Source organism: Streptomyces sp. NPDC048191, from assembly GCF_040652655.1.
Lineage (GTDB): Bacteria > Actinomycetota > Actinomycetes > Streptomycetales > Streptomycetaceae > Streptomyces.
In genome coordinates this window covers 276,225-288,633 of the sequence record NZ_JBEZMO010000009.1, presented here as the reverse complement: position 1 = coordinate 288,633, position 12,409 = coordinate 276,225, and the positions used below count along the sequence as shown (strand labels likewise).

Sequence of the window (12,409 nt, the reverse complement as noted above, 5' to 3'; positions counted from 1 at the left end):
CTCTGTCCCGCCCCGTCTCTGTGTTGATCGGGTCCGGGTGGGCGGCGGGGCCGCGCCCCCGCCCCGGGCCCCCCCGGCCCCGCCGGGGGGTCGTAAACCAGTCAGGTCGGGGAAAGACGCGGTTCACGTCGGCGAACCGTCCGCTGCTCCGATCGGCTCAGTGGATGATCCCCGTGCGCAGTGCCACGGCCACCATGCCGGCCCGGTCGCCCGTGCCCAGCTTGCGGGCGATGCGGGCGAGGTGGCTCTTGACGGTCAGCGCGGACAGGCCCATGGAGACGCCGATCGCCTTGTTCGACTGGCCCTCCGCGACCAGTCGCAGCACCTCGACCTCGCGTCCGGACAGTTCGCGGTAGCCGCCCGGGTGGCTCGGGGCACCCGGGGGGCGGCGGTGCATGCGGGCGGCGCCGAGGGGAGCGGCGCCGGGCCGGGTGGGCAGGCCGATGTTGGTACGGGTGCCGGTGACGACGTATCCCTTGACCCCGCCGGCCAGGGCGTTGCGCACCGCGCCGATGTCGTCGGCGGCGGACAGCGCCAGCCCGTTGGGCCAGCCCGCGGCGCGGGTCTCGGACAGCAGGGTCAGGCCGGAGCCGTCGGGCAGGTGGACGTCGGCGACACAGATGTCGCGCGGGTTGCCGATGCGGGGACGAGCCTCCGCGATGGACGAGGCTTCGATGACGTCGCGCACGCCGAGCGCCCACAGATGGCGGGTGACGGTGGAACGCACGCGCGGGTCGGCCACGACCACCATGGCGGTCGGCTTGTTCGGGCGGTAGGCGACCAGGCTTGCGGGCTGCTCGAGGAGAACGGACACCAGGCCTCCTGGGTGGGGGGACGGGGCCGGCTTGGGGGGAGGAAGCCGGGACGAACCGTGCTTTCAAGGTCACAGTCGTCTTCGGCAGCAAACTCGTCCGCCTTTAGAGAATGATCACGATCTAGTGAGTAACAATCTGTGCAATTCGGACACGCGATCGATCATCGGAAGATCGATTCGGTTCACGCGGATGCGATTCGGAGTCGGAAAGTGGCCGTATCGACAAAGAGATGGTCAATAAGGCGCCCATGCGGATGAAGTCGCCGTCAGGAAGCCCCGATCAGCGCGGCTGCGGGCCCCTGCGCTGCGGCAGCGTGACCACCGAGGCATCACCCGGACCGGCCGGCGGCAGCCCCGCGACCTGGGCCAGCAGGTCGCACCAGGAGACCAGGTGGGAGGCGGTGTCCGGGACCCCGCCGAGGCCCTCGCGCGGCGTCCAGGACGCCCGGATCTCGATCTGGGAGGCCGGCGGCCGTTCGGACAGCCCGCCGAAGTAGTGCGAACTCGCGCGCGTGATCGTCCCGCTCGGCTCGCCATAGCCCAGCCCGCGCGCCTGCAGCGCCCCTGTCAGCCACGACCAGCACACCTCGGGCAGCAGCGGATCGGCGGCCATCTCCGGCTCCAGCTCCGCGCGCACCAGCGTCACCAGACGGAACGTCCCGTGCCAGGCGTCGTGCCCCGCCGGATCGTGCAGCAGCACCAGCCGCCCGTCGGCGAGCTCCTGCTCACCGTCGGCCACCACGGCCTCCAGCGCGTACGTGTACGGGGCGAGTCGCTGCGGGGCGGGCGTCGGCTCCACCTCGATCTGCGGCCGCAGCCGGCTGCTGCGCAGGGCTTCGACCGCCGCCCGGAAGGCCGGCGGTCCCGGGCTGCCGGAGCGCCGGTCCGCCTCCTCGGTGTCCTTCACGTCGTCCATTCCGTCAGCGCTGTCCGACATTCGTCCGTGAGCCGCAGCCATGCGGGGAAGAGTAAGGGGAAGCGCGGCTTTGTGCAGGGCAAGACACAGTCCGGAGCCGCAGGCTGCCGCCACTCCGGGCGAGTCCCGATCCGGCGGCATGCGAAACTGTCCACGTGACCGCGAACGACAGCACGCAGCCGACGACGACGTACGACAGCGCCTTCCTCAGGGCGTGCAGGCGCGAACCCGTGCCGCACACCCCGGTGTGGTTCATGCGACAGGCCGGCCGCTCCCTGCCGGAGTACCACAAGGTGCGCGTGGGCATCCCCATGCTCGAGTCCTGCACGCGGCCCGAGCTGGTCACCGAGATCACGCTGCAGCCGGTGCGCCGGCACGACGTGGACGCGGCGATCTACTACAGCGACATCGTCGTCCCGCTGAAGGCCATCGGCATCGGCCTCGACATCAAGCCGGGCGTCGGCCCGGTCGTCGACGAGCCCGTCCGCACCCGCGCCGACCTGGCCCGGCTGCGCGACCTCACCCCCGAGGACGTCCCCTACGTCACCGAGGCGGTCGGCCTGCTCACCAAGGAGCTGGGCCCGACCCCGCTGATCGGTTTCGCGGGCGCGCCCTTCACCCTCGCGAGCTATCTGGTCGAGGGCGGTCCCTCGCGCACGTTCGAGAACGCCAAGGCGATGATGTACGGCGACCCCGAGCTGTGGGCCGACCTGCTGGACCGCCTGGCCGAGATCACGGCCGCCTTCCTGAAGGTGCAGATCGAGGCCGGCGCGAGCGCGGTCCAGCTGTTCGACTCCTGGGTCGGCGCCCTCGCCCCGGCGGACTACCGGCGCTCGGCCATGCCCGCCTCCGCGAAGGTCTTCGAGGCCGTCTCCGGCTACGGCGTCCCGCGCATCCACTTCGGCGTCGGCACCGGTGAGCTGCTGCAGCTCATGGGCGAGGCCGGTGCGGACGTCGTCGGCGTCGACTGGCGCGTCCCGCTGGACGAGGCGCGGCGCCGTGTCGGCCCCGGCAAGGCGTTCCAGGGCAACCTCGACCCGACCGTCCTGTTCACCGACAAGGACACCGTCGAGACCAAGGCCCGCGAGGTGCTGGACGCGGCCGCGGGCCTGGACGGCCATGTCTTCAACCTCGGCCACGGAGTCCTGCCGAACACCGACCCGGACGCGCTGACCCGGCTCGTGGAGTACGTCCACACCGCGACCGCCCGCTGACTCACCAGGTGTGACGGGGCCGCGCCCGCCTGCCGAACAGCAGGCCGGGCGGCTCCGGCGGGGGCGGGGTGCCGGGCTTGAGCGGCCAGGCGAGCAGCACGCCCGCCACGAAGCCGACCACGTGCGCCGCGTACGCCACCGTGCCCGCCCCGGACACACCGTGACCGGACGAGTACACCGCCTGCAGGACGAACCAGAAACCCAGCACCAGCCAGGCGGGCAGTCTGAGCGGCAGGAAGACCAGGAACGGGACGAGGACCCACACCCGCGCCCTCGGCCACAGCACGATGTAGGCGCCGAGGACCCCGGCGATCGCGCCCGAAGCGCCGATCAGCGGGTCCCCCGACGTGGCGTTGAGCAGCGCGAAACCGTATCCCGCCGCGTAACCGGAGACGACGTAGAAGAAGAAGTAACGGACGTGGCCCATCCGGTCCTCGACGTTGTTGCCGAAGATCAGCAGGAAGAGCATGTTTCCGAGCAGGTGCAGCCAGCTGCCGTGCAGGAACATCGCCGTGAACACGGACAGCGGCGGCGACTTGTCGTAACGGGGCGGCGCGACGACGCAGCCCGGGCCGTGCGGGCCCACCCCGATCTCCCCGGTCGGGACCACCCCGGGCATCTGATGGTGGATCATTTCTCTGGGGACCGCGGCGTACTGGTCCATGAAGGCGTGCAGATGGCACAGCTGCGCCAGATCGCTGCCGCCGGCCACCGAACCGGCTATCCCGGGCGTGGTGATGAACACCAGCACGTTCGCGGCGATGAGGGCGTACGTCACCCAGGGGGTGCGGCGCACCGGGTTCACGTCATGGACGGGGATGACCACACAGAAGTAGTGCCCGGGATGCGGCGGGCGGAATCGGTGAACGGCGCGGGGCGGGTGTCCGTATCTGTTCTCAACCGACGTGAGGACAGGCGATGAGCGAACGAATCACTCCTCCGATGCAGGCTCTGCCCGACGGCGAGGCGGAGATCTCCCTGGTCGTACGGATTCCCTGGGAGGACGTCGCACGGCTCGGTCAGGAAGCGGGGCGGCTCGCCTCGCAGACGGGGCGGCCGGTGACGCTCGACGAAGCGGTGAGCTACCGACTGCGTTCGACCCGGCCGTCCGCCTCCCACGCCAAGCCCGCGGGAGAACAGCCGGCAGCGGTCTCCGCCCTGCCGAGGATCAGCGGGACGGCCTAGGCCCTAGGAAGCCCGTACCTTCACCGCGGCCTTTCTCGCTGCCACCAGGACCGGGTCCCACACCGGTGAGAAGGGCGGGGCGTAGCCCAGATCCAGGGCCGTCATCTGTTCCACCGTCAGCCGCGCGGTCAGCGCGACTGCGGCGACGTCGACTCGTTTCGCGGCGCCCTCCCTGCCGACGATCTGCACGCCGAGCAGCCGGCCCGTGCGCCGCTCGGCGAGCATCTTGACCGTCATCGGGGAGGCGCCGGGGTAGTAGCCGGCACGGCTGGTCGACTCGATGGTGACCGTCTCGTACCGCAGGCCCACCCGGTCGGCGTCCTTCTCGCGCAGTCCGGTACGGGCGATCTCCAGGTCGCAGACCTTGCTGACCGCCGTCCCGACCACGCCTGGAAAAGTTGCGTAACCGCCTCCGACGTTGTTGCCGATGACCTGGCCGTGCTTGTTGGCGTGGGTGCCGAGGGGGACGTACTGGTCCTGGCCGGAGACCAGGTTCAGCACCTCCACGCAGTCGCCGCCCGCCCAGACGTTCTCGTGGCCGCGCACCCGCATGGCGAGGTCCGTGAGCAGGCCTCCATGGGCGCCGACGGGCAGGCCCGAGGCCTTGGCGAGAGCGGTTTCCGGGCGGACGCCGATACCGAGGATCACCACGTCCGCGGGGTACTCCGCGTCCTGCGTGGCCACCGCGCGGGCCCGGCCGTCCGCTCCGGTGAGGATCTTGGTGACCTCGGCGTCGTCGACCATGGTGATGCCGAGGCCCTCCATGGCCCTGTGCACCAGCCTGCCCATGTCCGGGTCGAGCGTCGACATCGGCTCCTCGCCGCGGTTGACGACCGTCACCTCGAAACCGCGGTTGATCATCGCCTCCGCCATTTCCACGCCGATGTAGCCGGCCCCCACCACCACCGCCCTGCGGCCACGCGTGCGTGCCAGCGTCTCCAGCAGGGCCTGTCCGTCGTCCAGGGTCTGCACGCCGTGCACCCCGGGGGCGTCCATGCCGGGCAGGTCAGGGCGGACCGGGCGCGCACCGGTCGCGATGACGAGCTTGTCGTACGACGTCCAGGACTCGGCGCCGGAATCGACGTCACGCGCGCGTACCCGCCCGCCGGCCACGTCGATCTCCGTGACCTCGGTGCGCAGCCGCAGATCGATGTCGCGCGCGCGGTGTTCCTCGGGGCTACGGGCGATCAGGTGGTCCCTTTCGGGGACGTCGCCGCCCACCCAGTAGGGGATGCCGCAGGCCGAGAAGGAGGTGAAGTGGCCGCGTTCGAAGGCCACGATCTCCAGTTCGCCGGGCCCCTTCAGCCGACGCGCCTGCGACGCCGCGGACATGCCCGCGGCGTCGCCACCGATCACGACCAGCCGTTCCGTCCCGCTCCGCCCGCTGCGCATGCTCATGGGAACACGCTACGGCTCGTGGGCATTTCAGTCCCGGTCCGGCCGCTCCTCGGAAGGTCCCGGCGCCGGACGGGCCGACGGCAGCGGGCCCGGTGCGGTCACCGCGGGCGCGGGCTCCCGCCGGCGCGGCAGCCGGGGCCGTACGACCCGCGGCCACAGCAGCGCCAGCAGGGCCGCGCACACCAGGAACGGCAGGGCGGCGCCGAGCGCGAGGACGATCCAGCGCAGGACGGTCACGAACACGTGCCAGCCGCCGGACAGGGCGTCCACGACGCCGGAGGAGTGGCCACCGGAAGTCCGCTGCACCGGTTTCCCGGACAGCGACAGCGTGATGGTGGCAAGGCTCGTGCGGTCCTTCAGCGACGCCTGCCGGGCCAGCAGCGCCTCCAGGTCGGCCTGACGGCTGCTCAACTCGCTTTCCAGCGCGACGACATCGCTGAGCTTGGTCGCCCGGTCCATCAGCGCGCGGATCCGGTCGACGCTGGCCCGCTGCGACTTCACGCGGCTGTCCACGTCCACGACCTGGTCGGTGACGTCCTCGGCCCTGGCCGTGCGGTCGATCAGCCTGCCCGTGCCCTGGAGTGCGGCCAGCACCGTGTCGTACCTCGCGCTCGGCACCCGCAGCACCACCCGGGTGTGCTCGTTGCCGTCGGCGTCCCGGCCCGTGCTCTCCTCGCCGACGTATCCACCCGCGTCCTCCGCGGTGGTCCGGGCCTGCTCCAGGGCCTTGGTCACGTCCTTCACCCGGAGGGTGAGGGAGGCCGTGCGGATGATCGCGTTCTGGGTGAGCCGGGGTGTCTTCGGGGCCGGCTTCGCGCGGTCGGCGGTGCCGGGTCCGGCGGCCACGTCGGCGCCGTTCGCCCCGGACTTCGCCGCGGACTTAGCCGAGGCGCCGCCGCCCGAGTCGTCCGCACCGCATCCGGCGACGGCGAGGGAGGCGGCGAGCAGGATCCCCGCCAGGGTCCGGACCGGGCGTGCGGGTCGTGCGGAACGTGATGGGTGCATGGGCGGTACCCCCCGAGGCCGAAAGCAGTGACGGTCCTTCGACGCCCGGGTGCGCCGGAACGTTGGTACCGGGTGGTTTCCGAAGCGGTCACGGTCCGGACTCGGCGCGGCCACCGGGGCGGCGGAGGAGTGTCCGAGGGGTCTGAGAGAGTGGAGGGCATGAGCGCAACGGGTACGCGTACGGGGCACGTCGTCGTCATCGGAGCCGGTATCGCCGGGCTGGCCGCCGCCCACCGGCTGCTCGGTCGCGGCGGGCGCGTCACGGTGCTGGAGGCCTCCGGACGGGTCGGCGGCAAGCTGCTGCCCGGCGAGGTCGCGGGCGTGCGCGTCGACCTGGGCGCCGAGTCGATGCTCGCCCGCCGCCCCGAGGCCGTGGACCTCGCCCGCGAGGTGGGCCTGGCCGAGCGGCTCCGGCCACCGGCCACCGCGACCGCCTCGATCTGGACCCGCGGCGCCCTGCGCCCCATGCCCAAGGGGCATGTCATGGGCGTGCCCGGCACCGCCGCCGCACTCTCCGGTGTGCTCTCCGACGAGGGCCTGGCCCGTATCGGGCGCGACGCCGACCTGCCGCGCACCGAGGTCGGCGACGACGTGGCCGTGGGGGAGTTCGTGGCCGCGCGCCTCGGCCGCGAGGTCGTCGACCGCCTGGTCGAGCCCCTGCTCGGCGGGGTGTACGCGGGCGACGCGTACCGCATCTCGATGCGCTCGGCCGTCCCCCAGCTCTTCCAGGCCGCCCGCACCCACACCTCCCTCACCGAGGGAGTCCGCGAGATCCAGGCCAGGGCGGCCGCGAACCAGCAGACCGGCCCGGTGTTCATGGGCATCGAGGGCGGCGTCGGCACCCTCCCGCTCGCGGTCGCCGACTCCGTCCGCGCGCGCGGCGGCGAGATCCTGAGCGGCACACCGGTCACGGAGCTGCGCCGGGAGGCGTCCGGCGGCTGGCGGATCACCGCGGGGCAGCGCGTGCTGCACGCCGACGCCGTGATCGTCGCCGTGCCCGCGCCGGCCGCCGCCCGGCTGCTGCGCGCCGAGTCCCCGGAGGCGGCCGCCGAGCTCGCCGCCGTCGAGTACGCCTCGATGGCGCTGGTCACCCTCTCCTACCGCCGCTCGGACGCGGTCCTCCCCGAGGGCAGCGGCTTCCTGGTCCCGCCCGTCGACGGCCGCACCATCAAGGCCTCCACGTTCGCCTCCCACAAGTGGGGCTGGATCGCCGAGGAGGACCCGGACGTGGTCGTGCTGCGCACGTCGGTCGGCCGGCACGGCGAGACGGAGATCCTCCAGCGCGACGACGCCGCCCTGGTCGACGTCTCCCGGCACGACCTGCGGGAGGCCACCGGCCTGGACGCGGTGCCCCTGGAGACCCGGGTCACCCGCTGGACCGACGGCCTGCCGCAGTATCCGGTCGGGCATCACGCGCGCGTGGCCCGCATCCGCGAGCACGTCGCCAAGCTGCCGGGCCTCGCCGTGTGCGGCGCGCAGTACGACGGCGTCGGCATCCCGGCCTGCGTCGCGAGCGCGTACGCGGCCGTCGACCAGCTCGGCGGCGACCTGAGCGGAATCCGGGAGCTTGCGGCCAACCCGGTGCAGAGCCTCCACGGCGGAGCGGGAGAATAGGGACCATGAGTGACGACGCCCCCACCACCGAGTCCGGCAGGATCCCGAACAAGGGCAAGCTGGCCAAGGACCTCAACGAGGTCATCCGCTACACCCTCTGGTCGGTCTTCAAGCTCAAGGACGTACTGCCGGAGGACCGCGCGGGTTACGCCGACGAGGTCCAGGAGCTGTTCGACCAGCTCGCAGCCAAGGACGTGACGATCCGCGGCACCTACGACGTCTCCGGCCTGCGTGCCGACGCCGACCTGATGATCTGGTGGCACGCCGAGACCAGCGACCAGCTCCAGGAGGCGTACAACCTCTTCCGCCGCACCAGGCTGGGCCGCGCGCTGGAGCCGGTCTGGTCGAACATGGCACTGCACCGCCCGGCGGAGTTCAACCGCGCGCACATCCCGGCGTTCCTCGCCGACGAGACGCCCCGCAACTACGTGAGCGTCTACCCGTTCGTGCGCTCCTACGACTGGTACCTGCTCCCCGACGAGGACCGCCGCCGCATGCTCGCCGACCACGGCAAGATGGCCCGCGGGTACCCGGACGTGCGCGCCAACACGGTCGCCTCGTTCTCCCTCGGCGACTACGAGTGGATCCTGGCCTTCGAGGCCGACGAGCTGTACCGCATCGTCGACCTCATGCGCCACCTGCGCGGCTCCGAGGCCCGCATGCACGTCCGCGAGGAGATCCCGTTCTTCACGGGCCGCCGCAAGGACATCGGCGACCTGGTGGCGGGCCTGGCCTGAACAAGCCCTAACGTCGGCCGGACCTCAGCGGGCCCCGCTGGGACTCTCGCACCGGACCGACCGCCCGAGGCAACCGGTGCGGCGCGCACGACGCGCGCCGCCCGGGCACACGGCCGTGGAGGAGATACGCCTCGAAGTGGCCGTTGACGCATGTGTTGGGGCCGCCCCCGATACCGTGCGTGCCCGCGTCCCGCTCGGTCACCAGCACCGAGCCGGCCAGACGGCGGTTCATCTCCAGGGCGCCCGGGTACGGCGCCGCCGCGTCCCGCTCGGCCGCCAGGATCAGCACCGGCGGCAGCTCGCCCGGACCGGTGCGCACGTCCAGCGGCTGCTGCCGCGGCGCCGGCCAGTAGGCGCACGGCAGGTTCATCCACGCGTTGTCCCAGGTCTCGAAGGGCGCGAGGCGGGCGAGGCGGGTGTTGTCCCGGTCCCACACCTTCCAGTCCGTCGGCCAGGGCGCGTCGTTGCACTCCACGGCCGTGTAGACCGCGTTGCCGTTCTCCGCCTCCGCGGCCGTCTCCGGCTTCGGCGCCGCCAGCCGTACCAGGGGCTTGGGGTCGCCGTGCAGATACGCCGAGAGGGCCTCGGCCCGGCTCGGCCAGAAGTCGTCGTAGTACCCGGCCGTCAGGAACGCGCTCTGCAACTGCCCGGGACCGACCTTCCCGCCGGCCGCCTTCCCGGCCAGCCGCTTTTGCGCGGTGTCATAGCTGCGCTGCACCTTCGCGGAGGTGTCACCGAGCCGGTAGACGCCGTTGTGGCGGGCGATCCAGTCCCGGAAGTCCGCCCAGCGCTCCTCGAACGCGGCCGACTGGTCGAGGTTCATGCGGTACCAGATCTTCTGCGGGTCCGGGTTCACCGCCGCGTCCAGCACCATGCGCCGTACGTGCGCCGGGAACATCGCCGCGTACAGCGCCCCGAAGTAGGTGCCGTACGACGCCCCGACGAACGTCAGCCGGTCCTCGCCCAGCGCGGCCCGCAGTACGTCCAGGTCCCGGGCGTTGTTCAGCGAGGTGTAGAAGCGCAGCTTGCTCCCGGAGCGCCGGGCGCAGCCGCGGGCGTAGGCCTTGGCCTGCGCGATGTGCTGCCGCTTGTACGCCTCCGAGGGGTGAGCCGGCGAGTCCGTCGGCCCCTTGAAGAAGTGCTTCGGGTCCTCGCAGGACAGCGGCGCGGAGCGGCCCACTCCGCGCGGGGCGTAGCCGACGAGGTCGTAGGCGGCGGCGATCCGCTGCCACCGCGGGTTCGTGCCGATCAGCGGGAAGTACATGCTGGACGCGCCGGGGCCGCCGGGGTTGTAGACGAGGGCGCCCTGCCGGGGGACCTTCCGCTTGCTGTTGCGCGGGTCTTTCTGCGTCGCCGGGATCCGGCTGACGGTCAGCTTGATCCGCGGGCCGTCCGGGCGGGCGTAGTCCAGCGGGACGGTCACCGTGCCGCACCGCACACCGGCCGGCGCCCGCGGCACGTCGGCGGGTGAGCACGTGCCGTAGTCGATGCCGGCCGCCCGTGCGCGGGCCACCGCCAGCTCGGTGCCGCGCCGTTCGGCCGCGCCGGGCAGAACGGACGCCCCGCTCCCGGCGGCCGCGTGTCCGGCCGGTGCGATGGCCAGGGCGGTCAGGAGCAAGGATCCGGCGGCCGAGTACAGGGCGGCAGCTCTCATCGCGTATCCCTTCGGTGCGGCGGCGAGGCACAGGGCTGCCACGCTCCCGACGACAACAAAAGGGATATTTCGTTCGGCCGACGGTGAAGGCAAGCACCATCCGGCCGGTGTCGGCTCAATGCCCCCTATGCGCCCCCGAAGCCGCTCTCATTCCCGCCAGGGCTGGTCGCGGTGGATGAAGGCGGCGCGCAGCTGCGGCTCGCCGATCGCGCGGATCCCGCGCACGGCGACCGAGGTGAGGAACGACCGCTCGTCGCCGGCCGGCCTGCGCGCGAGCGCGCCGAGCAGCCGCTGTCCGGCCGGGGAGGCCCAGCGCGAGTACGGATGCACCTCGAACCGGGCGATGGCGAGACAGCTCAGGGACAGCGTGAGCGGCAGGGCGAACCACAGGCCGATCAGCAGGCGTGGCGTCCCGGTCTGGACCGGCAGCAGCAGCGCGGTCCCGCCGAGCAGCGCCACGGCCCCCGCGGCGGCGCGGACCTGGCGTACGGCCGCCCCCACCGTCGCACCGGCGCCGTCGGGGACCGCGAGACCGGACCGCACCAGCCCGTCGGCCAGCCGGCGCACGGACTCGGCGCGGGCCGCCCGCGCCCGCGCGGGCGCGATCCGGGACTGTCCCTCCGGTCCTATGGCGCCTATGACGGACTGCTCGATCTCGTCGCGCCCGCGGGGGTCCACCACCGTGGCCCAGCCGGTGTGCGCGAGCAGCAGGCGCCGCTGACGGGCCATCGAGACCATCGTCACATCGGCGACCCGGACGGGGCCGCCGGAGAGGAAGGCCGCCTCGTACAGCGTCAGATCGTGCTCCGGGTCCGCCGCCGTGCCCTGCGCGTCCAGGGCGGCGGCGCGGACGGCCGCGAGGCACAGCCGGGCGCACGCCGTACCGGCGAAAGCCCAGGCCAGGAGCAGGAGAAGGACCCAGAACATGACGTGTTTCTATGCCAGAGGCCTGGCCCGACGCCATGCCCTGTTCATCATCCGGACACAGTGTTGGCGGTCTGTGACATTCCGTTTCCCGCCCAGGTCAGGAGCCGCTCGTCCGCGGCGGCGGGCTGGTGGTGGCGGGCGGCATGGAGTACGTCTCGTCCGGGGAGGGCGTGATCGGCACCGCGGCGCTCGGGTCGACGGCCGGTGGGGTGGGTACGGGCGTCGGCGAGCTCGCCAGCTCCCTGGACAGCGCGCCGAAGTCGACGTAACCGGTTGCCTCCAGGATCTTGATGTGATCCAGGATCGTCGCGTTCGCGTCGTCGGCGAGATCGCGGACCAGGGAGTTCTGGGTGCCCGCCCGGACCTGCGCGACCAGCGCGAACACCCGGCCGTGGGCGAGCCGCACGAGGCCGGCGAACCGGCGGTCGAAGTCCTGGCCCTGAGAGGCCCGCAGGGTGTCGAGCCACTGCTTCTGCTGTGCGTTCGGCTCGTTGGGCAGCGGTACGCCGAGCTGGGTGGCGACGGTGCGGACATGGGCGTCCAGCGAGGTGTGGCCGTCCACCAGGTGCTGGCCCGCGGTGCGCACGGCCGCCGTGGTTCCCTTGCGCTCCGCCAGCTCACCGGCGGGCAGTTCCCACAGTCCCGCCAGCCGGACCCGGATGATCAGGTCCCGGTCCTGTGCGGACAGGGGGCCGTACGGGGTCGTCACCGTCTGGGTGCTCAGCACGGTGGCGCCGGCCGCCGGGCTCTGGCGGTCGGCGTACGACCAGAGCGGGTAGAGCAGCGCCGCCGCGGTCGCCGCGAGGGCCGCGATGACGAGGCCTGTGCCGCTGAATATGCCTCGGCCCTTGATCGGGGGTCGGGGTCGCATGGCGCCTCCTGTAGCGCACCGCACGCGAATGTGCATGAGGGTGGGTGCGAGCAGGCATATTACTGCGGGTTCCC

12 protein-coding genes are annotated in these 12,409 nt (G+C 72.5%); 4 read left to right on the top strand and 8 right to left on the bottom strand.

What is annotated here, in order from left to right:
- Nucleotides 1–157 precede the first annotated feature (157 nt).
- A complete protein-coding gene (locus tag AB0D93_RS18230) occupies nucleotides 158–814 on the bottom strand; it encodes a response regulator transcription factor (RefSeq protein ID WP_023545949.1) in 657 nt (218 codons plus the stop codon).
- A gap of 280 nt (nucleotides 815–1,094) precedes the next feature.
- Entirely contained in the window at nucleotides 1,095–1,772 is a 678-nt protein-coding gene (locus tag AB0D93_RS18225; RefSeq protein ID WP_362120369.1) for a DUF3000 domain-containing protein, read from the bottom strand.
- A gap of 113 nt (nucleotides 1,773–1,885) precedes the next feature.
- On the opposite strand from AB0D93_RS18225, the gene hemE reads away from it, so the two are divergent.
- The gene (gene hemE / locus AB0D93_RS18220) at nucleotides 1,886–2,944 is read left to right on the top strand and encodes a uroporphyrinogen decarboxylase (protein WP_362120367.1); all 1,059 of its coding nucleotides are present in this window, start codon (nucleotides 1,886–1,888) and stop codon (nucleotides 2,942–2,944) included.
- Between the two features lies 1 nt (nucleotide 2,945).
- Here hemE and AB0D93_RS18215 read toward each other — a convergent pair whose 3' ends face one another.
- Nucleotides 2,946–3,770 carry a rhomboid family intramembrane serine protease gene (locus tag AB0D93_RS18215; protein WP_362120365.1) on the bottom strand — a complete coding sequence of 275 codons (825 nt, stop codon included), beginning with the start codon at nucleotides 3,768–3,770 and terminating at the stop codon, nucleotides 2,946–2,948.
- A 92-nt stretch (nucleotides 3,771–3,862) separates the two neighbouring features.
- On the opposite strand from AB0D93_RS18215, the gene AB0D93_RS18210 reads away from it, so the two are divergent.
- The gene (locus tag AB0D93_RS18210; protein WP_362120363.1) at nucleotides 3,863–4,129 is read left to right on the top strand and encodes a hypothetical protein; all 267 of its coding nucleotides are present in this window, start codon (nucleotides 3,863–3,865) and stop codon (nucleotides 4,127–4,129) included.
- A gap of 3 nt (nucleotides 4,130–4,132) precedes the next feature.
- Here AB0D93_RS18210 and AB0D93_RS18205 read toward each other — a convergent pair whose 3' ends face one another.
- Together AB0D93_RS18205 and AB0D93_RS18200 are read right to left on the bottom strand one after the other, a co-directional pair.
- The gene (locus tag AB0D93_RS18205) at nucleotides 4,133–5,527 is read right to left on the bottom strand and encodes an FAD-dependent oxidoreductase (RefSeq protein WP_362120361.1); all 1,395 of its coding nucleotides are present in this window, start codon (nucleotides 5,525–5,527) and stop codon (nucleotides 4,133–4,135) included.
- A 27-nt stretch (nucleotides 5,528–5,554) separates the two neighbouring features.
- Nucleotides 5,555–6,532 (bottom strand): DUF4349 domain-containing protein, encoded by a 978-nt coding sequence (locus AB0D93_RS18200; RefSeq protein ID WP_362120359.1) that lies wholly within the window; start codon nucleotides 6,530–6,532, stop codon nucleotides 5,555–5,557.
- Between the two features lie 159 nt (nucleotides 6,533–6,691).
- On the opposite strand from AB0D93_RS18200, the gene hemG reads away from it, so the two are divergent.
- On the top strand, nucleotides 6,692–8,146 hold the full coding sequence (hemG, locus tag AB0D93_RS18195) for a protoporphyrinogen oxidase (RefSeq protein WP_362120357.1): 1,455 nt from the start codon (nucleotides 6,692–6,694) through the stop codon (nucleotides 8,144–8,146).
- Nucleotides 8,147–8,151: 5 nt separating this feature from the next.
- Nucleotides 8,152–8,883, top strand: a complete 732-nt coding sequence (hemQ, locus tag AB0D93_RS18190) for a hydrogen peroxide-dependent heme synthase (protein ID WP_362120354.1) — start codon at nucleotides 8,152–8,154, stop codon at nucleotides 8,881–8,883.
- 7 nt (nucleotides 8,884–8,890) lie between these two features.
- Here the strand turns inward: hemQ and AB0D93_RS18185 are convergent, their stop codons facing one another.
- From AB0D93_RS18185 to AB0D93_RS18175, 3 genes are all read right to left on the bottom strand, one after another.
- Complete coding sequence (locus AB0D93_RS18185) at nucleotides 8,891–10,537, bottom strand: alpha/beta hydrolase (RefSeq protein WP_362120352.1); 1,647 nt, start codon at nucleotides 10,535–10,537, stop codon at nucleotides 8,891–8,893.
- Between the two features lie 147 nt (nucleotides 10,538–10,684).
- Complete coding sequence (locus AB0D93_RS18180; protein ID WP_362120350.1) at nucleotides 10,685–11,464, bottom strand: TIGR04222 domain-containing membrane protein; 780 nt, start codon at nucleotides 11,462–11,464, stop codon at nucleotides 10,685–10,687.
- Nucleotides 11,465–11,561: 97 nt separating this feature from the next.
- Complete coding sequence (locus tag AB0D93_RS18175; protein WP_362120348.1) at nucleotides 11,562–12,335, bottom strand: DUF4142 domain-containing protein; 774 nt, start codon at nucleotides 12,333–12,335, stop codon at nucleotides 11,562–11,564.
- Nucleotides 12,336–12,409 lie beyond the last annotated feature (74 nt).

Excerpts from the sequence above, each read along its gene's own strand:
- AB0D93_RS18225 (WP_362120369.1), bottom strand. The coding sequence starts at position 1,772 with ATGGCTGCGGCTCACGGACGAATGTCGGACAGCGCTGACGGAATGGAC.
- AB0D93_RS18210 (WP_362120363.1), top strand. The coding sequence starts at position 3,863 with ATGAGCGAACGAATCACTCCTCCGATGCAGGCTCTGCCCGACGGCGAG.
- AB0D93_RS18205 (WP_362120361.1), bottom strand. The coding sequence starts at position 5,527 with ATGAGCATGCGCAGCGGGCGGAGCGGGACGGAACGGCTGGTCGTGATC.
- AB0D93_RS18200 (WP_362120359.1), bottom strand. The coding sequence starts at position 6,532 with ATGCACCCATCACGTTCCGCACGACCCGCACGCCCGGTCCGGACCCTG.
- hemG (WP_362120357.1), top strand. The coding sequence starts at position 6,692 with ATGAGCGCAACGGGTACGCGTACGGGGCACGTCGTCGTCATCGGAGCC.
- hemQ (WP_362120354.1), top strand. The coding sequence starts at position 8,152 with ATGAGTGACGACGCCCCCACCACCGAGTCCGGCAGGATCCCGAACAAG.
- AB0D93_RS18185 (WP_362120352.1), bottom strand. The coding sequence starts at position 10,537 with ATGAGAGCTGCCGCCCTGTACTCGGCCGCCGGATCCTTGCTCCTGACC.
- AB0D93_RS18180 (WP_362120350.1), bottom strand. The coding sequence starts at position 11,464 with ATGTTCTGGGTCCTTCTCCTGCTCCTGGCCTGGGCTTTCGCCGGTACG.
- AB0D93_RS18175 (WP_362120348.1), bottom strand. The coding sequence starts at position 12,335 with ATGCGACCCCGACCCCCGATCAAGGGCCGAGGCATATTCAGCGGCACA.